We start from the raw sequence: 24,654 nt of genomic DNA on the forward strand, positions 1-24,654 counted from the left end.
GCCCTGCGCAAGGCCGCCATGTACTGCCGCAAGACTGCGATGCCAGACGGCCTGTTTTCCTACCAGGAAAACGGCAAGGAACCCCGCGCGTCCCTGGTGGGGGTGGGGGTGCTGTCCCTCCAGATGTGCGGCAGCGGCTCCGACAGCGCCGCGCGCAAGGGACTGGACTGGATGCTCAAGAGCACCAACAAGCCTTTCAACTGGAAGGCGAACAACACCACCTCCAACCTCTACCAGCATTACTACGGCGTACAGGCGGCCATGAACCGCGGCGGGGACGTGTGGACGGCTTACAACAGGGCCTTCCGGGATGCCACGTTGAACGCGCAGAGAACTGACGGGAGTTTTGCACCCAACGGATTCGGAGGCCCCGGCGGCAACGTTCAAACAAGCCAGAACCGTCATGCCAACGACAGGATTTACCGCCAATGCCTGGCCACGCTGATGCTGGAGGTTTACTACCGGTTCCTGCCCGGTACTGGAGAAGGGGTCGGAATGGCCTTCAACCGTCCGGTTTTGTGACCGTCCGTCAACTATCGCCCCTTCCTGCGGACAGGCCCGCCTGTGCCCCCCATGCATCTTAAATCCTGACTTGACCGGCGCTGCTTCTCTTGTTATTCATACGGTTTCCATTATCCAATAACGTGAATAACAATTCTTCCATCCTTTTCGGCCGTTTTGACGAATTCCTCTGGATTCGGTGCTCCGGCCGCGGCAGTTTTTCCAACAGTCCCACGGTGAAGTCGCTGGGGGACGAATACATCGCCTCCGGAGGACGCCTGATTGTGATTGATCTGGAAACATGTTCCGGCATTGATTCCACCTTCATGGGAACCCTGGCGGGGCTGGCCCGCAGGCTGATGCCCATTGACGGGGCCGTGCAAATAGCCTCCCCAAGCGAACGCTGCCTTTCCGCCCTGGAAAGTCTGGGACTGGACGCCCTGCTGAGCATTGAACCGCCCACCGCCCCCTGGCGGGGCAAAGTGGAGCAAATACGCGCCAACCTCGGTACGGAGACAACCCCCGCCGTTCATCTGGACGCCAGGGACCAAACCCTCCACGTTCTCGACTCCCACCTGACTCTGAGCGAGCTGAGCGAAGAGAACGAAGAAAAGTTCCGCAATGTGACCGACTGCCTCAAGGACGAGCTGAAGAGGCAGAAAGACCAGTAAATCCTCCTCTCCGGATATGGATATGAGTTCCCTGGCCTCCCTGTACGGGAGCGCCCTGTCCGCCAGTGAAACAGATTCCGTCCGGGAACGGGCCGGTTCGCGGCATTCCGCATTGCCGGATGAACGCACGCTTCAGCTCCTGCTGCTGGAAGGCAGGTTTGGCTTTTCCTTCACGGACGACCTCGGAAGATCCGTCCGTATTCTGGACTGCGGGGACTGGAACAAGTCCGCCGGACCGGATTTTCTGAATGCCCGCATTCAACTGGACGGTGTTCCGTACACGGGAGACATGGAACTGGATTCCTCTCCGGAAGACTGGGAACGCCACAACCACGGCTCCAACTCCGCATTCGACGGCGTCATCCTGCACCTTGCCTGCACCCCGAGCCGCAAGGAATGGTTCACCCGCAATTCCCGGCATGAACGCATCCCTCTGGCCATCATTCCGGCATCCATGCTGCATGGCACGGAAGCCTTACCGGCCGCCGCTCCGGACCGTTCCTGCCGCCATGCGGAGGTTCTGGAAACGATGCCTGCCGAACAGTTGGAAATCCTGCTGCAATCCGCGGCGGCCTACCGCTTCCAGCTCAAGCACCGCCGGCACGCGCAACGGGGCGGACTGACGACTCCCTCGCAGCTTTTATACGAAAACCTGGCGGAGACGCTGGGCTACCACGCCAATAAAAACGCCATGCGCCATCTGGCGCAGCGGGCGCCCCTGCATGCGCTCCGGGATTGTCCCGAAGCTCTGCTCTTCGGCACCGCGGGCTTCCTGGTTCCCGTTCTTCCCGATTCCTGCACGCCGGAAGCCATAGCCCACCATAAAAGGCTGTGGGAGCAATGGTGGCCCCTGCGCGAGCATTTTGAACTGGCGCCGGAACGCATGTTCCCCTGGACGCTGTCAGGCAGCAGGCCAGCCAACCATCCCCAGCGGCGCATCGGTGCCCTGGCAACTATCGCCGCCGATTTTTCCGCCTTCCAGCGGCTTTGCACTCCCGACCATCTGGATGACCTGGCGGATTATCTCTCCTCCCTGAAGCATCCGTACTGGAGCAGCTATGTCACGCTGCCTTCCGCTCCTTCCAAAAGTCCCATGGCCCTGATGGGCCGCGACCGCATTCATGAATTCATCATCAACCATATTCTGCCGGGAGAAGGCTCCGAGCGGGCGTGGCAGCTGTATCTGACGCGCCCGGGCACCCAGGCGGGGGCCAGAGTTCTTTCCATCCACCAGCGCCTTCTGGGAAAGAGAAAAGATGCGGCCGCATTCCTGAAGAGGGCATGGCATCACCAGGCTCTTCTTCAGATTCATGAAGACCTGTGTTTCCGGCATTCCTGCTGCGTCTGCTCCCTGCTGGAGCATATGAAGGGGGTCTGAACGGCCCGCGTCCTTTCTTTCTGCTGTGCCCGGTTTCCGGAGAAGGCGGCTCAACGAAAAACCGGAACGGCCATCCAGCGCGGAACAGACCGGATTCGGCAGGTTCAAGTGCGGCCCATCAGGAACGGCCTCTGAAAAAACGGCGGGTACTTCCGCAGAATACCCGCGCTGTCCGGGTATAAAAAGGCTCCGCAGCCGCCAGGTCCACGCACAAACCTTGACAACTGCGGAGCCGTGCTTACACACACTTATTCATCCAACAAAAAGCCTTATGAGGCCTCCTCCATCAGGAATGGTGGAAGGAGGTGCCTTCTTCCGCGGTCATCGGCGAGGTGACCGGGTGTTTCTCGAAGAAATCGATCATGCGCTTGTAGTCTTCCAGGAAGAGGTCTGCCAAGTCCTTGGAGAAGCCCTGGCGAACCATCACGCGCATCACGACCGTATCCTGGCAATCCGCAGGCAGCGTGAAGGCGGGCACCTGCCAGCCGCGCGTCCTGAGCTTGTCGGAAAGGTCAAAGAGGGTGTAATTGGTCTTTTGCCCGTCCTTGATGAAGAAGCAGGCGGCGGGGATGCCTTCCTTGGGATCGCCCGTGCAAATGAATTCATACGGTCCCAGCTTGGCTATTTCCGATGAGATGTACTGCGCCACATCATATGCCTGGGTATGGATATTGGTGTATCCTTCCTTGCCCAGGCGAATGAAGTCGTAATACTGGCAGATGATCTGTCCGGCAGGACGGGAGAAGTTGATGGCGAAGTTGGGGATTTCCCCGCCCAGATAGTTCACATTGAAGATCAGTCCTTCCGGCAGTTCGGAAGTGTCTCTCCACACCACCCAGCCGCAGCCGAGGGGGGCCAGGCCGTATTTATGGCCGGACGTGCTGATGGATTTCACGCGGGGGACGCGGAAGTCAAAGGCAATGTCCGGAGCGCAGAAGGGGGCCAGGAATGCGCCGCTGGCGCCGTCCACGTGAATGTCAATATTGATGCCGGTCTTGGATTCATAGTCATCCAGGGCCTTGGCGATGTCCGCCGGGAATTCATAAGCCCCTGTATAGGTCACGCCGAAAGTGGGCACCACCACGATGGTGTTTTCGTCCACCTGTTCCAGCATGCGTTCAACGTCCATTTTCCATTTGCCGGGAGCCATGGGGATTTCACGCATTTCAATGTCCCAGTAGCGGCAGAATTTGTGCCAGCAGATCTGCACGGGGCCGCACACGAGGTTGGGCTTGTCGATCGGCTTGCCGGCAGCCTTGCGGCGGGCGCGCCATCTCCAGAGGGCAGCCATGCCGCCGAGCATGCACGCTTCACTGGAACCGATGGTGGAGCAGCCGATGGGCTTTTCATCCTGGTTCACATTCCACAGATTGGCAAGAATGGCGGCGCAGCGCATTTCAATGGCTGCCGTCTGGGGGTATTCATCCTTGTCGATCATGTTTTTGTTGATGCTGATGTTCATCAGCATCCTTACCTGCTTTTCATCCCAGGTCTGGCAGAAGGTTGCCAGGTTCTGGCGGGCGTTGCCGTCCAGCATCAGCTCGTCGGACACGAGCTGGTAGGCGTCCTCGGGACGCATTGCATAGTCGGGAAATTGAGTCTTGGGCAAAATATTGTCCGCCTCCGGAGAACCGAAAATGGAGTTCTCGGCACGGGCGGTATCGGGTTTCTGATTTGGAGCAAACATGACGGTATGTATTTATTTCATCGTTGCCGGAAAGCCCAGTCAGGCTTCCCGCATACATGGATAGAAGCCCGCAAGCCGGCAAGCGTTCATATTTCCATTGTCATTCCCCCTGTCATAACTTTTTAGGCAAAATACAGGAACAAGCCTTCGTTTATTAGTCATCTCTTACTAAATATCACACAATTACAAATTTTGTTATTATTTCTTATATAAATTCTAAACAGAACCTATGTATGACACAAACTCCATCTAACAAAAAATATAACGCGACATTTTTACTTTCAACGGCCAGCCGGAAATGACCCGCGGCTTTCCCTCCGGGAACACGCGTCATTGCGTGAGAAAATTCGCGGTTTAAAGACTCTTACTATTCCAGACGCCGGATGTACCACGCCAAAAGCCCACCCACCCGGGCGCCCGCGAACCGGACTAATCTGGACATCAAACAAAGAACCTTATACCGCATATTAATGAAACCAAAATTAGCAGTATCCGCCATCCTGTTCCTCATGGCCTCTTCCCTGGTGCAAACGGGGGCAGCCCAGCAGAGTGAAGACCTTTACCAGGGCACCGTCACTGCCCGGCAGGAAACAGACGGAAATATTACCTACAACCTGAAGGAAAACCTGTCTTTTGAAAACTTCCAGACAAACGACGGCGTTTACGCAGGCAGCGTTTTCTTCAACCAGACCACGGACTCTGGTACGGCCCCCAATACGTCTGTCATGACGTTTACCGGCACAGGATTGTCCATGAGTTTTGAAAATTGTTCCTCCATCCACACCGACCGCTGGACCAATACCAACGAAGGCGGGGGCGCCATCCGCGCGGAAATGCTCGTCTTCACGGACATGGGGGATCTTTCCTTCAACGGGAGCAAGTCCATCGTCAATGCCGACACCAATGCCGGGGGAGCCGTGAATGTGCGCGGAGACGCCACCTTTTCCAATATGGGCAACATCTCCTTCACCAACAACGAGCTGGGAGACAGCGCCGCACAAGGGCAAGCCCTGGGCGGCGCCTTGTTTGTAGGGGGTACAATCACCTTTGAGAATACCAAGTCCATCCTGTTCAGCGGGAATACGACCGGACATTCTCTGACAAGCTCCCACTCCAACATCGGAGGAGCCATCTATGCCGGTGCCAGTAATTCCTCCTCTCCGAACGTTAAGAATTATATTCCCGAAGGTGAAGATGCCATTACCTTCCAAGGTATTGATGGAGACATCATCTTTGAAGACAATTCCGCCTGGATGGCCGGAGCTATTTATGCCTATGCGGGTACCGTGGACGGCCAGGAAGGCACTGGAGGCGGCATGACGATCAACGGCGTCACAGGAGACGTCATTTTCAGGAACAACCGGGCGGACGCCGGAGACAAGACCTCCGACTGGAACGGCGGCTTCGGGGCTGTTTACAGCGGCCAAGACCTGGACATCTCCAACGTTCAAGGAGACCTGCGCTTTGAAGGCAATTACGCCAGCAACAGCGCCGGGGCGTTCGGCGTCAGCGGAAGCCTCAACCTCGACAATATCGGCTCCGTCACCTTCATCAACAACCACGCGGACAAGAATTATGCCGTAGGCTGGATTACCGAAGACTGGAACGTCACCCGTACGGGAGACATCACCATTTCCGGCAACAGTTCAGACGCACAGATGGGCGGCGTAGCCGTCTTCGGAAACACCACCTTTTCCAACAACGGCGACATCACTGTGGAAAACAACTCCACCGCCGGCTCCAACGGAGCGCTCCGCTTTTACGGAACGTTCAGCGTCACGGATGCAGGGAACATTTCCATTTCCGGGAACAGCGCGGACAACTACAATGGAGCCATGGAGGTGGACGGTGATGCGTCCTTCACCCGTACCGGCAACATCAACCTGGACAATAATACGGCGGGCTATCATTACGGCGTGGGACAGTTCCACGGAAACCTCGCCTTTTCCAACACGGGGGACATTTCCATTTCCGGAAACAAATCCACGGATTACGGCTACGGAGCCCTGAGAGTGGACGGGAAAACGTCCTTCGTCAATACCGGAAAGGTCACCATCTCCGGCAATTCGGCCAAGTGGGATGTGGGCGCGCTTCAGGCAGCCAACGGACTGGAATTCATCAACAACCGCGGCGGCGTGCTCATTGAGAACAACGCCGTGGACGGTGTTGCGGGGGCCATGCTCCTTTATTACGGGAACGCCATCTTCTCCGCAGACCAGGGAGACATCATCGTGAAAGGCAACACGGAAAAACGCGGAGGAAACGACCCCATCCTGAATTCCCTTGTATTCACAACCAACGGAGAAATTTCCATGAGCAGCGTGGTACTCCGTGCCCAGGAAGGAAGGACGGTCACTTTTTACGACCCCTTCCGCAATGAAGGCGACGGAGAGGAGTATGACAATATCGTCTATGACTTCAATAAGTCCGAAGGAGTGGACACCACTCCCTATGAAGGAACGGCTCCCGAATTCACCGGAACCATCCGCTTTTCCGGAGCGGAGGCGGACAGGCTGATCACCCAGGCTGCCGGGGAGTCGGAGAGCGACTGGCAGAACCGCCTGGCGGAATCCAAGTACTTTAATGTCTCCGGGAAAACCACGCTGTATGACGGCACCCTGATTCTGGAAGACGGCGTCACGTACGGCAGCAGCGATCTGACCAAGGATTCCTCCTTCACCATCGATAAAGGCGTTTTGGAAATCACGGGCAACAGTTCCGTGAACAGCAAGGCCATCGTCTTTAACGAAGGAGTGACCCTGAGGGCCGGCCGCGGTGCGACTTTCCGCGGAGACACGATCGACTTCAGCAAGGGCGTTATCTTCGACCTGCGCCCCTTCATGGACGATTACAGTTCCGGACTGAGCATTGAACAGGCCAATTCCCACACGCTCGGCGGCCTGATGGGCGTGGCGGACACTCTGGACGACTACGCCCACGAACGCTGGGCAACCAAGCAGAGATTCCTGGCGCTTTCCTACACTGATGGCACCGAAGACAACAGAACGGGCGATTTCGATGACATTTATTCCACTGCCACTGGAACGAACGTAGTCGATTCCCCCTACACGTATGAAGGCTACTGGACCAAGGAATGGGTAGATACGGACGGCGACGGCATTGACGACCAGCTTTATGCGGTCTGGAACCCCACCGGCGGCATTGAAGATATTCTGCCGGAGCTGGCCGGTGCGGACATAGGCAATTCCATGTGGAGCTCCGCTTCCAACATGAAGTCCGTTTCCAACGCCGCCCTGGGCAAAGTGGGGATCACTCGCTTCCTGCTGGGACCCAAGAATAATTTCTGGGTCAACGGCCTGGGCGATTTCACCTACCACGCCACCAGAAACGGCATTGACGGCTACGATTACAACGGCGGCGGCTACGCCGTGGGCGCCGACCGCAGATTCACGCCGAACACTATCCTGGGCGCCGCCTTCGGCAACCTGTACGGCAAGAACAAGAGCCGCACATGGATCAGCGAAGTGGACCAGACGTCCTACGTGGCCCTGCTCTACGGAGCATGGAGGAGGCAGATGTCTCCCGGCAACATGCTGAACATCCAGGGAACCCTGGGCTACGGCTGGACCCGCAACAAACTGGATTCCTACTATTCCGGCGGCTCGTCCAACGGCAAATGGGAAAACAGGATGGGCTTCGCCACCTTGCAGGCCACCTGGGACCACAACCTGAACAAGGGATGGACGCTGTCCCCGTTCCTGGGAATCGAGTACACCCAGGTGAACCAGAATTCCTTCACGGAAACGGGATATGACCCCCGCCATTTCGACAGGGGAGACCTGAAGAACCTGAGCCTCCCCGTGGGTGTGGGAATCAGCAAGTCCCTGCAATTCAGCAACGGAGTCCTGTGGGTGAACAGCCTGGCCGTGAGCTATGTTCCCGACGTGATCCGCGACAATCCGGAAACCCGCGCCAGACGCCTGATGAACGACTTTTCCTGGACTGCCAGGGGGTCCCGCCCGGACCGCAACGCCGTGCGCGTCAATTACAACAGCACCGTGGTCATCAATCCGCGGTGGACGGCCTACGCCGGTTATGAATTTGAAGGCAGAAGCAAGTCAACCTACCACCGGGTCAACGCCGGGGTAAGCTACGCCTTCTAAGTCGCAAACAACGGGCCTGGGAGAATGCTTCCTCCCAGGCCCACAGCCCCAACCCCGAATCACCGGGATGCAGTTCCTGCGGAACTGCATCCCGTTTGATTTTCCATGCGCCCCCCGCAAGCAAAACCGCCAGTTCCACAAATACTGTCAGAACGTTTATGAACAGCGGCATGAAACCATGGCGCGGCAGGGTCCGTTTGACATGGTTATATGCGGAAATCAGAATGGAGGAAAATTCAGCAGTTGCGCTTTTGGCAAATGAGGGGTACTTGATTAATCAAAATTGGACGCGGTATGAATATAAGGATAGCCGACATGGAAGACAGGGATTCCCTGTTGCTGAAACAGCTCCTGAACGTCTGGGAAAACTCGGTCAGGGCAACGCATTTGTTTCTGGCAGAGGCGGATATGGAAGATATCAAAAAATAGGGGATTATATACTTGGCTCAAGCATAATCTTATACTAACTTTCCCTCATGAACGCCCACTTGACCATCTCAGTCTTTGAACTCATGGAGAAATTCCCTTCGGAGGTTGAAGCTAAAAGGTACCTTGAAAAGAAACGCTGGAATGGCAAACCAGTCTGCCCGTTCTGTAACTGTGAAGAAAAGCAGTACCGTTTCACCAAGGATGGCGTTGAAGGTTACTACCTGTGTTCATCTTGCAAGAAAAACTACACGGTGCGGACTGGAACTATTTTTGAGAAGTCACACGTTCCTCTCCATAAATGGATTTTCGCTTTCTACCTCGTAATGACCTCACGCAAGGGTATTTCCTCACTCCAACTTTCAAAACAAATCGGGGTTACGCAGAAAACTGCGTGGTTTATGCTTCAAAGAATTAGAGAAGCTTGTAAACATAACGATGACGATAAAGGGCAAGGCGGGTTTCTCTCTGGAATTGTAGAAGCCGATGAAACCTACATTGGCGGGCGCGAAGATAACAAACACTCTTATAAAAAGTTGAACGCTGGACGTGGAGCTGTCGGGAAGACCGTAGTCTTTGGTATGCGTGAGCGTGGCGGCAAGGTTATCGCCAAAGTTATTCCTTACACCACAAAATCAACAATCCACGCCAAACTGAACGCTACGCTTAAAGAAGACGCAACATTGTGTTCTGATGAACACAGAGCTTATCTAAACTCAAAATTCACCCACAAGGTTGTAAACCATAGCGCAAAACAATTCGTGGATGGAATGACTCATACCAACAGCATCGAGAGCGTCTGGGCAGTCCTCAAGCGTGGTTTTTATGGAATCTATCACTCCTTTTCTGTAAAACATCTACAGAGATACGTGAATGAATTTATGTATGGACTGAACGAAGGAAATGTGCAAAATCATGTCTGGGATAGGATAGATTCTTTGTTGAAAAAATCATTTGGACAGAGAATAGCTTATACTTGTTTGATTCAATAAACCAACAATGCTCGAAAATATAAAGCAAATTTTAGGAATGCCATTTTATGAAAATAAATATGGTTTGATTTATAATATGGATTGTATTGAAGCAATGAAAACATTGCCCTCAGACATTATAGATATAACATTTACAAGCCCCCCTTATAATATTGGAAAGTTCTATGAAGATGTATTGGATATAGAACATTATGTAGAATGGTGTAGTATATGGTTAAAAGAAATACATAGAGTTACTAAACACCACGGTTCGCTCTGGTTGAATATAGGTTATTTATTTTTACCTCATATAGGAAAGGCGGTTCCTATAAGTTATTTATTGTGGAATAAAACTAGGTTTTATTTACAGCAAGAGATAGTTTGGAATTATGGAGCAGGTGTTGCTTGTAAAAACATGCTCTCCCCTAGAAACGAAAAGATACTATGGTTTGTAAAAGACGAAGATAACTATATATTCAATCTTGATGCTATAAGAGATAAAGATGTTAAATATCCCAACCAGAAAAAGAATGGTAAATTACGATGTAATACGCTAGGGAAAAACCCATCAGATGTTTGGCAAATAGCAAAAGTCACATCAGGTAGAGGGAGAATGTCGCCTGAACGTACTCAACATCCAGCTCAAACTCCTGTTGATTTGTTAGATAGGGTCATTTTAGGTGGGTCTCATGAACAGAATATAGTCTTAGACCCATTCATGGGTTCTGGTTCTACTGCTATTAGTGCAATCAAAAACAATCGCCGTTTTATTGGGTTTGAAATCAATGGTCATTATTGCGAGCTAGCAAAAGAGAGGATTACTTCTTTTATTAAGGAGCAAGAACAAAAGCACGAACAAATGTATTTATTCAGAGAATAGAAATAAATTTATGTTCGTAAATATCTGGACTAAGGTTAGCTTGTTGACCCGTTTGAGATTCTTGTCCCTTCCAATCTTGTTCATCTAACCACCCAAATCGTATTTTAAGAATTTGAGGGGTGGTTAAACTATTAGAAAATTTCTGGTAATTAACCAATAGATAATAACCAGATTTATCTTTAGTTCTTTTACCCGTTGTTGATGTTTGTGCGTAGCTTCGATTTGCAAACACCTTACTGGAATTGCTAGATGTTTTTATCTCAATAGAAAATTTCTCATCAAGCATGTAAACTATATCCTTATCTTTTTTCTCCTTATCAATTCTCCATTGGCTTGGATATTGCTGTGCTAATTTTAAAGGAATCAATTCGTGTAAGAGAAATCCCATAATTTGAGGTTTAGGTTGAATGTCCAACCCTATTTTATAATTCCCTATGGATGATTGAAATATTTCATCCCACGCCTCTAAAACGCATTTTTTAAGGTCTTGGGTGCTAAGGGGGTGAGAAGCTACCAAGTCTTCAGTAATTGTTTTCCAAATAGAAACATCCTGATTATAATAAGGAGATTGGAGCATATATTTATAGGGAAGAAAAGAAATTACAAATTTGGGAATTTACCCCCCGTAAAATATCACATAAAGTCATCACGGAAACATTTCTCTCTCCTCTCTCAAGACCTCCAATAAAAGTTCTATCCACTCCACTTTTCTCAGCCAACTCTTCTTGGCTTAATCCCTTCTCTAACCTCAGTTTTTTAATTTTTGCACCTATACGTTGCAATATGTTGGAATCATCCTGCATTTAATTACTATACAGGAAACAAATATGGATGTCTGATGATTATAGTCATCTAAACAAAAAGAGCTGCCTTTGTGAGGTAGCTTTTAAATAGTGGTGTAAGATAGATTTAATTGAGTTAAGTATATAATTCCCAAAAATTATGTTCCTCAAGCATTGAGAGACATTTCTCATTTGATTGTCGCAGAGAATGAGCAGGGGGCTCTTGCAGCGTTCATGGGGATAGAGGGGCAAAAGCTTGAAATGCTGTTTATTTCTCCGGAAGAAAGGGAGCGGGGGTTGGAAAGAAAGCTATTTCAATACGGAATGGAGAAGTTCGCCGTCAATACGCTGGGTGTCAACGAACAAAATCCGCAGGCAAACGGATTTTACGAACACATGGGATTCCAGGTGTTCAAAAGAACCGATCACGACGAACAGGGCAATCCGTACCCCATTTTATACATGAGGCCGGTTTAACGGGTTGCTCTGAAAAACGGTGTTTTCTTCCATTCCTCCGGGGGGAATGACCGGCAAAAAGCATGAAGACGGAAATCCGGCTTCTTCACAGGAAGCAACGCCCCGTTTACGCTCCGCAAACTGGAGAGTCAAAGCCACCGGGCGCCCCATTGCCTTCAGATGGCCGCCATGCCCCCACGGCTGCCTTTTTTATTTCCGGAGGGTCTTCCCCGAAAATAAATCGTCTTTCCCCCATTATTTGCACGGAGCTTCCAGCATGTATAAAACGTGCGGATGGAGAGGGGAAGCCGCAGACACTTCCGGATGGTTGAATTCCGCCGTTTTTTTCATTCCGGCACGCCGCATCACGGCTTGTGAAGGATGGTTCACACAGGCGGTGAAGGAGTACACCCGGTCAAAGCCCAGGCGGGAGAATCCGTATTCCAGGCACGCCACGGCTCCTTCCGTGGCATAGCCATAGCCCCAGGCTTCCGGCACCAGCCGCCAGCCTATTTCTACGCAGGGGGTGAATTCCGCCTCAAAGTCCGCCCAATGGAAGCCCAGAAGGCCGATGAGGGCGCCGGAGGATTTAAGCTCCACGGCATACAGGCCATAGCCCTTTTCATCCAGCTCCGCCCGCATGCGGTCCCACATGGAGCGGGATTCCTCCTCCGTCAGCACGGAAGGGAAGAAGCGCATCACCAAGGGGCTGGCGTTCATGGCCGCAAAAAAGGGCCAGTCCGCTTCCTCCCACGCCCGGAATTTCAAACGGGCCGATTCCGGAAACACCTGCGGTTCCTTTTTCACGAATTCAGGTTTTTCAGTTGTACATGGAGAGTTCCGTTTCCAGCGCGGCACAGCGGTTGACGCGGAATTGCTCGTCCAGCTCCAGAATCCGGCTGTGCCCCAGGCTGTCCTTGATGGTGAGGTTGACCTTGCCGCGGCCGGGATATCTTTTCAGGATGTTCCGGATATGCTCCAAGTTTTCCCTGGTGTGGCGCAGGGGACTGACAATGATGTTCAGCGGCCCCTGGTCTCCGGATTTGGTTCTGCGCTTTTTCCCGCCCAGCGGGTCAATGCCCTGGGCGGCCACGCTCTTGGAGGAGGTGCGGTCGTCCTCCCGGATGTTGGCGCGCACGGCCACGAAGACGCCGGGTTCCAGGCCGCCTTCCATTTCCAGGGCTTTTTCATAGACGTCCGACCACAGAAGCACTTCCACGCTTCCGGTAAAGTCTTCCAGGGTCAGGATGGCGAATTTCCTTCCCGCCTTGCTGATTTTGGGAATGACGGAGCGCACCATGCCGGCAATCTGGTGCTTCTGCTTGAGTTCGTGGGATTCCAGGGAGTCTATGAGGCCGATGCGCGTGTATTTTTCCGCATCAATGACGCCGCGCATGGAGTCCAGGGGGTGCCCGCAGAAGTAGGCGCCCAGCAAGTCCTTTTCATCAGTCATGCGCTGTTCCTTGGGCCATTCCGGAACGGGAGGCTCATCTTTTACCCTGGGGGCCTCAAAGGTCATGTCAAACAGGGAGCCCTGCCCCAGCGCCTTGTCCTTGTGCACCTGGGAGGCGCCGCTGAGGGCCAGGTCCACGCGCTCGAACATGACGGAACGCGGTTCCAGCGTCCAGTCCAGCGCACCAGCGCGAATCAGGGATTCCAGAATTTTCTTGTTGACGGATTTGGAGTCCAGCCTGTTGCAGATGTCCTCCATGCTGGTGAATTCCCCGTTCCTGTTCCGCTCTTCCAGAAGAATCTGCATGGCGCCTTCACCCACGTTCTTGATGGCGGCCAGGCCGTAGCGCACGGCCAGCTTGCCGGAAGGCGTTTCTTCAGGAGTGAATTTGAGCATGGATTTGTTCACGTTGGGCGGCAGGATTTCAATGCCCATGCGGTTGGCCTCCTGGATGAATACGCCGATTTTGTCGTTATTCACTTCATTGGACATCAGGCCGCAGAGGAATTCCACGGGGAAGTGGGCCTTGAGATAGGCCGTCCAGTAGGAGATGTGGCCGTAGCAGGCGGAGTGGGATTTGTTGAACCCGTACCCGGCGAATTTTTCAATCTTGTCAAAGATGGCCGTGGCCGTTTTTTCGTCAATCTGGTTGGTTTTCCAGCATCCTTCCACAAAGTGGGCCTTTTCCTTGGCCATTTTCGCGGGGTCTTTCTTACCCATGGCGCGCCGCAGAAGGTCGGCGCCGCCAAGCGTGTAGCCCGCCAGCAGCTTGGCCGCTGCCTGCACCTGTTCCTGGTAGATCATCACGCCGTAAGTTTCTCCACTGACCTGCTCCAGCAGGGGGTGTTCATATTCCACCTTCCGGATGCCCTTCTTGACCTCGATCATTTCATCCATGAACTGCATGGCACCCGGACGGTACAGGGCCAGCAAGTCAATGATGTCTTCAATTTTCTGGATGCCATACCTCCGGCAGGTATCCACCATGCCGCCGGATTCCAACTGGAACACGCCCATCGTGTCCCCCCTGTTGAGCAGGTCCAGCGTTTCACGGTCGTCCAGGGGCACGTCATCCAGTCTGAATTCCGGAACGCGCCAGCGGGCGTATTCCTCCGCGTCGTGCATGACGGTGAGGGTTTTCAGCCCCAGAAAGTCCATTTTCAACAGCCCCACTTCATAAATGGCACTCATGTCGCACTGGGCGACGACGGCGGCGTGGGGATCGGAAAGGTCGTCACGGGTCAGGGCCACGTGTTCGTCCAGGGGACGGTCGCCGATAACGACGCCCGCGGCGTGCACGCCCACGTTGCGTATCAGGCCCTCCAGGCGGGTCGCGTACCCCCAGAGTTCCGTGTACGCTTCATCGGACGCAATAAGGTCCCGCAGTTCCTCATTGCTTTTATAGCTGGATTGCAGCGTCACCTTGGGGCCCGTTTCAATCAGCTTGGAGATGCGGTCGCCGTCGGCATAAGACATGTCCATCACGCGCGCCACGTCCCTGAGAACGGATTTGGCGCCCATGGTGCCGTACGTGATGATATGGGACACGGCGCGCTCCCCGTATTTCTGCCGTACGTAGTCAATCACCTCCGGACGGCGCGTCTGGCAGAAGTCGATGTCGATATCCGGCGGGCTCACGCGCTCCGGATTCAGGAAGCGTTCAAAGATGAGGCCGAAGCGCAGCGGGTCGATGTTCGTGATTTTCATGGCGTACGCCACCAGGGAGCCGGCGGCGGAACCGCGGCCGGGCCCCACGGGAATGTCGTGGTCCTTCGCCCAGTTGATGAAGTCCGCCGTAATCAGGAAGTAGGAAGCGAATTTCAACTGGTTGATGATACCCAGTTCATAGTCCAAGCGGGCGCACAGTTCCTTGTCCGCGGCCACGCGCTCCTTGCCGTACCGTTCTTCCAGCCCCTTGTAGCACACCTTGCGCAGGTATTCCTCACGCGTGGAGCCGTCCGGCGTGCCGAATTCGGGGTACTTTTCCGTGCTGGTGGAGTCCAGCTTGATCGTGACGTTGCAGCGCTCCGCGATTTTCAGCGTGTTTTCCAGCGCGTCCGGATAGTCCTTGAATACTTCCCTCATTTCCTCCGGGGATTTGAGGTAAACTTCCGTGGAGTAGCGCATGCGCTTGGGGGAGGCCAGTTTTTCGTTGGTGCCGATGCAGATGAGCGCATCGTGCATGTCGTGGTCCTCCCTTTTCAGGAAATGAACGTCATTGGTGGCCAGGATGGGCGTTCCGGTTTTGCGGGCGATGCGCACCAGTTCCGGAAGGCACTTTTTCTGTTCCTCCATGCCGTGGTCCTGCAATTCCACAAAGATGTTGTTCTCCCCGAAGACGTCTTTCAGGGCCAGCAGGGCTTCCTCCGCCTTTTCCGGCTGGTCGTTGAGCAGCCATTCATTGAGGGGCCCGGCAAGGCACGCCGTGCAGCAGATGAGGCCCTCATGGAATTCCCGCAGGGTTTCCATGTCCACGCGCGGCTTGTAGTAGAAGCCTTCCAGATGGGAGCGGGAGACCATCTTGACCAGGTTCTGCCAGCCCGTTTCATTTTCCGCCAGAAGAAGAAGGTGTGTGTATTTGCGCCGGCCGGGAAGCTGCTTTTTCACGCCGATGGGCGTGGGGGAGAGGTACACTTCACAGCCGAAGATAGGCTTCACGGGCTGTTTCCATGGGCCTTCCGGGTGTTCCTTGTTCCAGGCTTCCGCGGATTTGTTGAGGCTGTTGGTCTCCATGACCAGCTCAATGGCTCCGAAGAGGTTGCCGTGATCCGTGACGGCGACGGCGGGCATTCCCATGCGGGAGCATTCCGCAATGAGGTCCTTGATGTGGACGGCGCCGTCCAGAAGGGAGTATTCCGTGTGGTTGTGAAGGTGTACGAAGGTGTCAGCCATGAATCAGGGTCTGTGCAGGGTGAGGGGTTCAGGAGTTTACGGGGCATTCCGCCTTCATGGCTTCCACACATTCCCGGATCAGGTTGGGGCCCCGGTAGATGAAGCCCGTGTACAGTTGGACCAGACTGGCACCCGCCTTGATTTTGGCGACGGCATCCGCCCCGCTCATGATGCCGCCTACGCCGATGATCGGGATACGGCCTTTCAGTTCCGAGGCAAAGGCCCCGATTACTTCCGTGGAACGTGCGGTGAGGGGTGCTCCGGAGAGGCCGCCCGCTTCCTCCCTGCGCGGACTGTTTTCCGCGCCGGAGCGGGAAAGCGTGGTGTTCGTGGCGATCAGGCCGTCCAGCCCTTCATCCAGAAAGACCCGGCTGAGTTCCGTGATTTGTTCGTCCGTGACGTCCGGAGCCACTTTCATGAAGATGGGAACCTGCCGCCCAGTTTCCGCCGCCATGTTCGCCTGTTCCGATTTCAGGGAAGCCAGCAGGCGCGCGGCGGGCTCAGCCGCCTGGAGGTCGCGCAGACCCGGCGTATTGGGGGAGGAGAAGTTGATGGCAATGTAGTCCGCCACGGGCCACGCCGCTCTCAGGCAGGCCAGGTAGTCCTGGGCGGCATCTTCGTTCGGCGTCACCTTGTTTTTGCCGATGTTGACACCAAGCACCCCGTTGAAGCGGGTGGCCTCCCGGATGTTTTCCACGCCGGCGGCAATGCCGTGATTGTTGAAGCCCATTCTATTGATGATGGCACGCTGGGGAATGAGGCGGAACAGGCGGGGCTTGTCGTTGCCGGGCTGGGGGCGCGGCGTCAGCGTTCCCACCTCCACAAAGCCGAATCCCACCTGGCCGAAGGCGCTGACCGTATCCGCCTCCTTGTCCATCCCGGCGGCAAGGCCCACCCTGTTGGGGAATTTCATGCCCAGGATTTCCACCGGATCGGAAGGTACGCCACCCATCAGGAGGGGGAGAACGCGCATCCTTTCAGCCATGCGCAACCCGAACAGCGTCAGGTTGTGGGCAGTTTCCGGATTCAACTGGAACAACAAACTTTTGGCAGCAGAATATAATGCGGGGGACACGATGGGGGGGAGTGTACCACACAGCCCTTTACGGTCAAGATTGGGAAGCGTCTTGCCCGGATGATTTTATCCGGTACAATTCCCGTGCATGAACCGGATGGAACGCCTCAACGCCTGCCGCCTGTACGGCATTGTGGATTTGGGATACACGCCTGAAGATCAACTGATACCTGTCTCAAAAAAACTGCTGGAGGGAGGACTGGGCATTCTTCAGCTCAGGGCGAAGAACCACGCCCCGGAGCACATAGAGCGCATGGGCCGCCAACTTGCCCCCCTGTGCCGGGAATACGGCTGTCTTTTCATCATCAACGACTACCCGGAAGTCGCCCGGAGCATCGGCGCGGACGGGGTGCATCTGGGGCAGGAAGACGGGAAGCTGGAGGCCGCGCGGAGCCTGCTGGGGCCGGACGCCCTCATAGGCCGCTCCACCCACAGCCCGGAACAGGCGCTGGGCGGCTTCCGGGAGGGGGCGGACTACATAGGATTCGGCCCGCTGTTTCCCACAGGCACCAAGCCGGGAAGGCAGGCGATCGGCCTGGAGCACATTGCGGGCGTGCAGGCGCAGCTTCCGGAGGATTTCCCCGTCTTCTGCATCGGCGGCATCAATGAGGCCACCCTTCCCGCCGTTCTGGATGCCGGGGCGACAAGGGCCGTGATCGTTTCCTGGCTGCTCACGCATCCCGACATCACGGGAACCGTTGAGGCGGTAAGGAGGCGGCTCGGAGAGGCCTAGAAAGGGTTTTATGCGTTCCCTTCTTCATCCGGAGAAAGAGCCGGACGGGAAATGAGCAGCACGGCCGTGTCCACGATCATTTTCAGGATGCGGTCCTGGTCCTTCATCCAGGGCTCCTTGTCGTGAAGGTCGGGGCGCGTGGCGTATTTACCCAGCGTGGCATGAAAGATGGAGCTCATGATATGAACATGCCAGGACAGGGAAAGTTCATCTCCCCACGGACAGATCTGGCGAACCCTTTCCGTCATTTCCCGGATGACCGGAGCATAGAATTCGTCATAGATTTTCTCAACGAGGCATTCCGGTTCCTGCGGCAGGCGCCACAGCAGGCGCATATGGTCCGGGCCGCCCAGGCTTTCGTCCAGAAGTATGCGGAAGGCAGGCTCAATGAATGCGCGGGCGTACGCCCTGAGGGACGGTTCCCTGTCCGCCTCCTTCAGCAGTTTCATGCGTTCTTCCATCAGAGGTTCCGCATAATGGCGGAAGACGGAGAGATAAAGCCCTTCCTTGTTTTCAAAGTAATAAACGATGGAAGCCAGGTTCACCCCGGCCTCCGAGGCGATGGCGCGCATGGTCACGCCGTCAAAGCCGCTGCGGGCAAAAAGCTTTTGTGCGGCGCGGAGAATTTTGCCGCTGGTTTCCGCGGAACGGTCGGCCTGGGATTTACGGACTGCGGGCATCGTTTCAAAAACGCGGGAAAGTTTTTGCGCCTAGCGTGATGGTCGGGAGGAACCGGCCGCCTTCACCAACTGTTCCATATTCTGGGAGGACTGGAGCGCTTTTCCGTCCTTGTCCATCAGAACCATCGTGGGAATACCGCGCGGAGCGACCTTTTTAGCCATTTCCGTCAGGTCCTTCCGCAGCAGGACGGGCCAGGGCATGTTGTTGGCCGCAGCCCATTTCTGGGCGGCTTCCAGATTCTGGTCCAGATTGCACATGATGACTTCCACATCCGGGTTTTCCTTCACCACCTTGTTGTAGGATTCCACGCTGTGCGGGGCGTTACGGCAGCACGGGCCGCACCAGCTTGCGCTGAAATACAGAATGAAGTATTTGGCGTTCAGCTTGCCGTCCTTTTTCTTGAGCTTGCCGTCCTCCAGCATGTAGGTCTGCCCCTTCATTTCCTCAGCCAGCGGTCCGGACGGCATGGAAGACCATTCGGAAAGGGGCTTGCCGATAACGTCCTTGTGCTCCTCCAGCCATGTGCGGTCTTCATCAGAAAGTTTTTCCAGCGGCATGGTGATGGGCTTTTTGGCCGTGGTCACCAGTTTGACGGTTTTCATGTTCAGGGCTATGGGACGCGCTTCCACCGTGGTACCCGTAGTTTTGTTCGTCCAGGTGCGGAGGGAGGGGTCCGCCGCGGAGTCCCGGGATTCCGCAAAGCCGAGGGAAGCGCCCAGCAGGAACGCTCCCGCCAACAGAGTCCGAATAGAAGAAAAATTCAAACACATGACATTGATATACTACATCTTATTTTCCATGTCGAGAAGCTGATTCCAGAATTTGCCTGGCCTGTGCGTGCCTCGGCTCCCGGCGCAGGGTTTCCGCGGCGGCGGCGGCGGCATCCCGGTAACGGCCGTTGCGGTACAGCATGACCGCCAGGGTGAAGGGAATATCCGGGTTTTCCTTGTCCAGGGAGGAACAGTTTTCCAGATCCTGAATCGCCTGTTCCAGGCGCCCCACCTTTTCATTGAGGAGGGCTCGGTTGAACAGGGCGCGGATGAAGGCGGGTTCTATTTTGAGCGCCTCGTCAAAGGATTGGAGCGCCCCCGGCTCGTCATTGTTTTCAATCTGGCCCAGGCCCAGCAGGTACCACAGGTTGGCGTCCCGGGGAGCCAGCCGCACCGCCTCCCTCATCTGTTCCACGGCTTCCCCGCTGCGACCCTGGGATGCCAGGAATACGGCGTAGTCCCGGTGCACCACGGAGGAGGTGGCATCCCACTTCAACGCCTTGGCAAACCATTGTTCCGCCGCCCTGGCGTCTTTCCGGCTGATGGCGATCTGCGCCAGCTTCATGGCCCCGGAGGGCTGGTCCGCCTGGTGCAGTGCGGCCGCCGTCAGTTCCTTCATGCCGGGGCTGTCCGGCGGCAGGGAATCCCGCAGGGCCCATTCCGCCTGCAGGCGCACGACCTTGAGCGGGTCATTGAGAAGTTTTCCGGCGGAGGGATTGTTCGCGCGGCCCATTACCTTGGCGGCGGCGGCACGGGTCAGGGCATCCGGATCATTCACCGCTCCGGCAGCCAGTTCCTGCACGGCGGGTTCATGAGCCCAGGAGTCCATCAGGTCCAGCAGCGTGGCGCGCCATGCCCCCACTTCCTCCTTCCTGAAGCATTCCATCAACAGGGGCAGAACATCCTCCTTGCCTTCATACGCATGCTGCACGGCCCTGGTACGATCCCTGTATTTCGCCATTTTGGGGTCCGGCCCGTAATATTTTTTCACCGCTTCCGCGGCCCATTCATTGCTCTTGTCCCGATGGCACATGGTACAGGCGTTCGGGATGCCCAGTTCCACGCTCAGCAGCGGGTCCGGGGAATTGAACGAATGGTCGCGGCGCGGGTCGCGCGCCATGTACAGGCTTTCCGGCATGTGGCATTCCACGCACCGCGCGCCCATGGTGGGCTGCGGGCACGGAGTATGTTTGGAGATGTCGATGACGGGGGCTTTCACTCCGTTGACAGCCTCTCCCGTACCGTGGCACCTCATGCAGAGCGTGTTGTCCTCCTGGGGAAGCTTGAGCGTGCCGGTATGCGGGTCATGGCAGTCCAGGCAGGTGACGCCCGCCTTGCCCATGCGGCTCAGGCGCAGCCCCGTTTCACAGTAGTCCTCGTCCCTCTGCATGCCGTTGGGCCAGAATACGCCGGGCTGAACGGGAAGCACCAGCTGGAAGTGGTCGTCAAAGCGGTCCCCCACGGCAAAATCATGGTCGAATTCATCGCGCCGGGCATGGCAGGAAGCGCAGTTGTCGTGAATCTGCTGAGGCGTCAGCTTATTCTTGGTGGAGATCATGCATCCCGTTCCCGCCTCCGGCTTGTCCAGCAGGGGGCCGTGACACTGGATGCAGGTGACCCCGGGCTCCTTCCAGGTGGAGGCGTAGCGGTCCTTGACGGGATCATAGTTTTTATGGAACAGGGACATGTGGCACCAGGCGCACTGGGTGTTCCAGTTCATGCCGCGGCCCGTCCAATGGCCCCAGTCGCCGGGCTGGCGGACTTCCTTGCCGAAGATATCGAACCATTCCTTGCGGTTCACATCCCATGCGGCGCTGAGGGTATGGTAGCCGCCGTCTTTCGCGGGAACCAGGTACTGCACCAGCGGGATGCGTCCCGTGGCCCATTCCGCCCGCCAGGAGGTATTGGCCTGTCCGTCGTGAACGGTACGTCCCTGCCCGTCCGTGGAAAATTGGAGAACGCTGCCGTGGGCGCTCAGCTTCATGTTGTGGAAAGCCTCGGATTCCCACTGGTCCCCCAGCTTGCGAAACGCCCAGGCGTGGTCGGAACCGGCCCATTGCCTGAATTCCTTTTCATGGCAGGCGCCGCACTGCATGGAAACGGGAACCTCATTCTGGTCCCAGTGCTCGCTGCCGCCCGTAAATACGGCCGGCTGGACGCCTGTTCCCGCCCGTCTTTCCATCCATGCCTTCATCATGGTTCCCAGCCCCACGAGCGCCCCCAGCACGACAATAAGAACCACCCATTTTTTCACGGATGGCTTTTTGCTGGAAACGCGGGAAGGTTCAGGTTCAGACATGGCGGGGAATATCTTGCCACATTATAGACGCTCCACCAAGGAACTTTTACGCAAATCCCCCGGAAACGCTGAGAAAGTGGCGGAGAACAGTTATTCCTCGCCTTCCAGCGCCTCTTCCCGCATCAGCGGGGTAATCCGGGTGACAACGCACCGCTCCACCCCTCCGTTGTCCGTCCGGGTCACCTTGAATTCCAAACCGAGGTAGCCGACAATATCGCCTTCCCGCGCCGGAGCCTGGAGCAGGTTGAGGACCAGACCGCCCACGGTGTCTATTTCCTCATTCTGCAAGTCCATGTCCAAGGCTTCCCCCAGTTCGCCGATGCGGGCCAGGCCGGACACGTCGCAGGAAAATCCCACGGCGTCCGGCGGCAGGTCCGTCAGAACGCGGATGCGGCCGCGGTCCCAGCCCATTACCTCGGAAAATACGTCCGTCAGGGTGAGCAGGCCGGAAGTGCCGCCGTGTTCGTCCAGGATAATGGCCAGCCGCACGTTGTCCCTCCGCATGATTTCCACCACATTGTCAAATTTGACGGTTTTGGGGACCTTGGGAATGGAATGAATGTATTCGGCCCCCAGAGATTCGCCCCGGAGCATGATCCGGAACAGGTCGCGGGCATGAACCATCCCGACCACATGGTCCAGGTCCCCACGGTAAACGGGGTAGCGCGTGCGGCGGGTGCGGCGCACGATTTCCCGGATCTGCTCATGGTCCGCTCCTTCCGGAATGGCGTCTATCCGGACGCGCGGCGTCATCACTTGGTGCACGTACAAGTCGTCCAGGTCAAACAGGCAGTCCATGATGCGGCCGGATTCTTCCGGCAGGGCGCCGTTTTCATGACTTTCCTCAATGATGTACTGGAGTTCCTCCGCGGAATGGTAGTGAGACTTGGATTCATTCCTGTCCACCCCCAGAAGTCCCAGGAAGAAGTTGCCCAGCGTGTTCATGCCCACCACGAGGGGATACAGGCAGAGCTGGATGACGTACATGGGCATCGTGATGATGAGGCTGAGCTTCGTGGCGTATTGCAGGGCCAGGGCCTTGGGCACCATTTCCCCCAGAACGATGTGGAGATACGTCAGCAAGCCCACGGACAGGACGCTGGCCGCACCGTGCGCCACCAGCCAGGAAGCCCACCCGTACCGGCCCAGCCATTCCTGAATCCATACGGCCATGGTATGCTCCCCGTACATGCCCAGCCCCAGGCTGGCAAACGTGATGCCGAGCTGGGCCGTGGCAATGTAGCGGTCCTGGAGCCTGGGAGTTTTCAGCACCTGGGTGATGTGACGCGCCACCATGTTTCCGGAGGCCGCCATCTGCTCCAGGGCCGCGCGGGGAGCGCCGAGCAGGGCGAATTCCGCGGCCACAAACAGCCCGTTGAGAACGATCAGCAGCAGAATAATGAGAACCGTCATCATATGTCCACCCCGCTTTCCACGGCAGATTTACCTTCCGCCTTTTTTTCAGGAGGAAGCAGCAGGACGGAGGATACGCGGTTGTGATCCATTTTCTCCACCACCAGCACGCGCCCGGCGATGATCAGCCGGTCCCCCTCCTTCGGGATGCAGGACATGTGCTTGATCACGCAGCCGCCCACCGTCGTGGCTCCGTTCATCAGGAAGGGAACCAGGCATTCCGCCTTGTGGGCGCGCATCATTCCGGGAATTCTGACGGAGCCGTCAGGCAGGTATTCCACCTTTTCACCGGAGCGGATGAATTCATCGTCAATGTCGCCCACCATTTCACCCAGCAGGCGTTCCAGCGTCACCAGCCCCACGAATTTTCCGTATTCATTCAGTACGAAGGCTTCCTTGGCCTTTTCCTCGCGCAACTGGGACATGAGCATTTCCACCGTCTGCATTTCCATCACGCACGGCACCTGGCGCAGCATGGAGCGCAAAGGGGGAAGAACGCCTTTTTCCGTGTAAGCGGCCACCATGTCCTTGATGTGCAGCATGCCGATCACGGATTCGCGGTTGCCCTCATAAACGGGGATATGGGTGTGGGGCCTGCCGGAGATCATTTCCAGAATATCCTCCTGCGTGGCGTCCACATCCAGGCAGACCAGCTGAAAGCGGGGAATCATGATCTGTTCCACGGTGCGTTCCGCCAGGGAGAGCGCGCTGTGCAGCCGCTCGTGCTCGTCCTCTTCCAGCAGGCCGCCCTCATGGCTTTCATCCAGCAGCATGTTGATTTCCTGCTGGGAGTGGATGTGCTGGTGGCCGCCCGGCGGCAGTCTGAAGAGCTTGAGCAGCAGCAGGCCGCTCCCGTTCAGGAAGTCAATGAACCACGCAAAGAAAGTGAGCGTCCAGCGCATGGGGTAATACGTGTACAGGGCCGCCTGCCGCGGAAATTGGAGAGCCAGCGACTTGGGCATCAGTTCCCCCAGAATCACCTGGAACACTGTCAGCCCCACCAGAACGACCAGGGCGGAAACGGAGGCGGCCATCACGGAGTCCATTCCGCCGAACCGTTCAAACAGCGGAAGCAGGTAGGAAGACAACTGCACCTGCCCGTACGCACCCAGAATCAGGCTGGAAATGGTAATGCCGAACTGGCAGGCCGCGATGTAGCGGTCAAGCTCGCGGGTGTTCTCCAGGATTTTCAGCAAATGAACGGCCACCTTGCTGCCGCCCTCCGCCATTTCACGGATCATGTTGCGGCGCACGCTCACGGCGGCGAACTCTGCGGCAACGTAAAAGGCGTTGACCAGAATCAAAAGGAGAATAACGAAAATGATGAAAAGAATCATGAATTCCTGGGGTGTCCGTAAAACGCAACGGGCATCCGCATCATAGAAACCGCAAAAGTCCTGTCAAGATTTCCCTGCATAATTTTATGCCATGGAAAAACCTCCCCTTCCCTGCCGTTCAAGGT

The 24,654-nt window shown here is 55.9% G+C and carries 18 protein-coding genes and 2 pseudogenes; 9 read left to right on the forward strand and 11 right to left on the reverse strand.

What is annotated here, in order from left to right; all coding sequences use genetic code 11:
• The 3 genes and pseudogenes from HMPREF3039_RS07270 to HMPREF3039_RS07280 form a co-directional block, all read left to right on the forward strand.
• A pseudogene (locus HMPREF3039_RS07270) lies at positions 1-522 on the forward strand (hypothetical protein); the annotation flags it as partial.
• Between the two features lie 122 nt (positions 523-644).
• The gene (locus HMPREF3039_RS07275) at positions 645-1,172 is read left to right on the forward strand and encodes an STAS domain-containing protein (protein WP_067573801.1); all 528 of its coding nucleotides are present in this window, start codon (positions 645-647) and stop codon (positions 1,170-1,172) included.
• A 22-nt stretch (positions 1,173-1,194) separates the two neighbouring features.
• On the forward strand, positions 1,195-2,550 hold the full coding sequence (locus tag HMPREF3039_RS07280) for a DUF2851 family protein (RefSeq protein ID WP_067952036.1): 1,356 nt from the start codon (positions 1,195-1,197) through the stop codon (positions 2,548-2,550).
• 286 nt (positions 2,551-2,836) lie between these two features.
• Here the strand turns inward: HMPREF3039_RS07280 and HMPREF3039_RS07285 are convergent, their stop codons facing one another.
• Positions 2,837-4,237 carry a glutamate decarboxylase gene (locus HMPREF3039_RS07285; protein WP_067573807.1) on the reverse strand — a complete coding sequence of 467 codons (1,401 nt, stop codon included), beginning with the start codon at positions 4,235-4,237 and terminating at the stop codon, positions 2,837-2,839.
• A gap of 470 nt (positions 4,238-4,707) precedes the next feature.
• Between HMPREF3039_RS07285 and HMPREF3039_RS07290 the strand changes: the two genes are divergently transcribed.
• The 4 genes from HMPREF3039_RS07290 to HMPREF3039_RS07305 all read left to right on the forward strand — a co-directional run bounded on the left by HMPREF3039_RS07290 (position 4,708) and on the right by HMPREF3039_RS07305 (position 10,638).
• Positions 4,708-8,361 (forward strand): autotransporter domain-containing protein, encoded by a 3,654-nt coding sequence (locus tag HMPREF3039_RS07290; protein WP_167506763.1) that lies wholly within the window; start codon positions 4,708-4,710, stop codon positions 8,359-8,361.
• 294 nt (positions 8,362-8,655) lie between these two features.
• The gene (locus HMPREF3039_RS14495) at positions 8,656-8,790 is read left to right on the forward strand and encodes a hypothetical protein (RefSeq protein ID WP_269447940.1); all 135 of its coding nucleotides are present in this window, start codon (positions 8,656-8,658) and stop codon (positions 8,788-8,790) included.
• Between the two features lie 47 nt (positions 8,791-8,837).
• Positions 8,838-9,779: an IS1595 family transposase gene (locus tag HMPREF3039_RS07300; RefSeq protein ID WP_067573813.1), complete on the forward strand. Its 942-nt coding sequence runs from the start codon at positions 8,838-8,840 to the stop codon at positions 9,777-9,779.
• A 7-nt stretch (positions 9,780-9,786) separates the two neighbouring features.
• Complete coding sequence (locus HMPREF3039_RS07305; protein WP_067573815.1) at positions 9,787-10,638, forward strand: DNA-methyltransferase; 852 nt, start codon at positions 9,787-9,789, stop codon at positions 10,636-10,638.
• Here the strand turns inward: HMPREF3039_RS07305 and HMPREF3039_RS07310 are convergent.
• Together HMPREF3039_RS07310 and HMPREF3039_RS13315 are read right to left on the reverse strand one after the other, a co-directional pair.
• Complete coding sequence (locus HMPREF3039_RS07310) at positions 10,628-11,215, reverse strand: ScaI family restriction endonuclease (protein WP_067573817.1); 588 nt, start codon at positions 11,213-11,215, stop codon at positions 10,628-10,630. The genes HMPREF3039_RS07305 and HMPREF3039_RS07310 overlap by 11 nt on opposite strands.
• Before the next feature lie 4 nt (positions 11,216-11,219).
• On the reverse strand, positions 11,220-11,441 hold the full coding sequence (locus HMPREF3039_RS13315) for a helix-turn-helix domain-containing protein (protein WP_082770162.1): 222 nt from the start codon (positions 11,439-11,441) through the stop codon (positions 11,220-11,222).
• 132 nt (positions 11,442-11,573) lie between these two features.
• Here HMPREF3039_RS13315 and HMPREF3039_RS07315 point away from each other — a divergent pair.
• Positions 11,574-11,897 (forward strand): annotated as a pseudogene (locus tag HMPREF3039_RS07315) (GNAT family N-acetyltransferase); the annotation flags it as partial.
• Positions 11,898-12,131: 234 nt separating this feature from the next.
• Here HMPREF3039_RS07315 and HMPREF3039_RS07320 read toward each other — a convergent pair.
• From HMPREF3039_RS07320 to HMPREF3039_RS07330, 3 genes are read right to left on the reverse strand one after another with little or no spacing between them, the layout of a single operon-like run.
• Positions 12,132-12,683, reverse strand: coding sequence for a GNAT family N-acetyltransferase (locus tag HMPREF3039_RS07320; RefSeq protein ID WP_067573821.1), 552 nt, complete (start codon positions 12,681-12,683; stop codon positions 12,132-12,134).
• Positions 12,684-12,696: 13 nt separating this feature from the next.
• On the reverse strand, positions 12,697-16,221 hold the full coding sequence (gene dnaE / locus HMPREF3039_RS07325; RefSeq protein ID WP_067573823.1) for a DNA polymerase III subunit alpha: 3,525 nt from the start codon (positions 16,219-16,221) through the stop codon (positions 12,697-12,699).
• 28 nt (positions 16,222-16,249) lie between these two features.
• Positions 16,250-17,296, reverse strand: a complete 1,047-nt coding sequence (locus HMPREF3039_RS07330; RefSeq protein ID WP_067573825.1) for a quinone-dependent dihydroorotate dehydrogenase — start codon at positions 17,294-17,296, stop codon at positions 16,250-16,252.
• Positions 17,297-17,384: 88 nt separating this feature from the next.
• Here HMPREF3039_RS07330 and thiE point away from each other — a divergent pair, with 88 nt between their 5' ends.
• Entirely contained in the window at positions 17,385-18,029 is a 645-nt protein-coding gene (gene thiE, locus HMPREF3039_RS07335; RefSeq protein WP_231863874.1) for a thiamine phosphate synthase, read from the forward strand.
• Between the two features lie 8 nt (positions 18,030-18,037).
• Here the strand turns inward: thiE and HMPREF3039_RS07340 are convergent, their stop codons facing one another.
• The 5 genes from HMPREF3039_RS07340 to HMPREF3039_RS07360 all read right to left on the reverse strand — a co-directional run bounded on the left by HMPREF3039_RS07340 (position 18,038) and on the right by HMPREF3039_RS07360 (position 24,529).
• Positions 18,038-18,709 (reverse strand): TetR/AcrR family transcriptional regulator, encoded by a 672-nt coding sequence (locus tag HMPREF3039_RS07340; protein ID WP_067573827.1) that lies wholly within the window; start codon positions 18,707-18,709, stop codon positions 18,038-18,040.
• Positions 18,710-18,739: 30 nt separating this feature from the next.
• Positions 18,740-19,480: a TlpA family protein disulfide reductase gene (locus HMPREF3039_RS07345; protein WP_067982326.1), complete on the reverse strand. Its 741-nt coding sequence runs from the start codon at positions 19,478-19,480 to the stop codon at positions 18,740-18,742.
• Between the two features lie 19 nt (positions 19,481-19,499).
• Positions 19,500-21,779: a tetratricopeptide repeat protein gene (locus HMPREF3039_RS07350; RefSeq protein ID WP_067573835.1), complete on the reverse strand. Its 2,280-nt coding sequence runs from the start codon at positions 21,777-21,779 to the stop codon at positions 19,500-19,502.
• 90 nt (positions 21,780-21,869) lie between these two features.
• Positions 21,870-23,195, reverse strand: a complete 1,326-nt coding sequence (locus HMPREF3039_RS07355; RefSeq protein ID WP_067573837.1) for a hemolysin family protein — start codon at positions 23,193-23,195, stop codon at positions 21,870-21,872.
• On the reverse strand, positions 23,192-24,529 hold the full coding sequence (locus HMPREF3039_RS07360; protein ID WP_067573838.1) for a hemolysin family protein: 1,338 nt from the start codon (positions 24,527-24,529) through the stop codon (positions 23,192-23,194). The genes HMPREF3039_RS07355 and HMPREF3039_RS07360 overlap by 4 nt, the downstream gene beginning before the upstream one ends.
• Positions 24,530-24,654: the final 125 nt, after the last annotated feature.

The sequence above is a fragment of the Akkermansia sp. KLE1798 genome (genome assembly GCF_001580195.1).
GTDB classification, from domain to species: Bacteria; Verrucomicrobiota; Verrucomicrobiia; order Verrucomicrobiales; family Akkermansiaceae; genus Akkermansia; species Akkermansia biwaensis.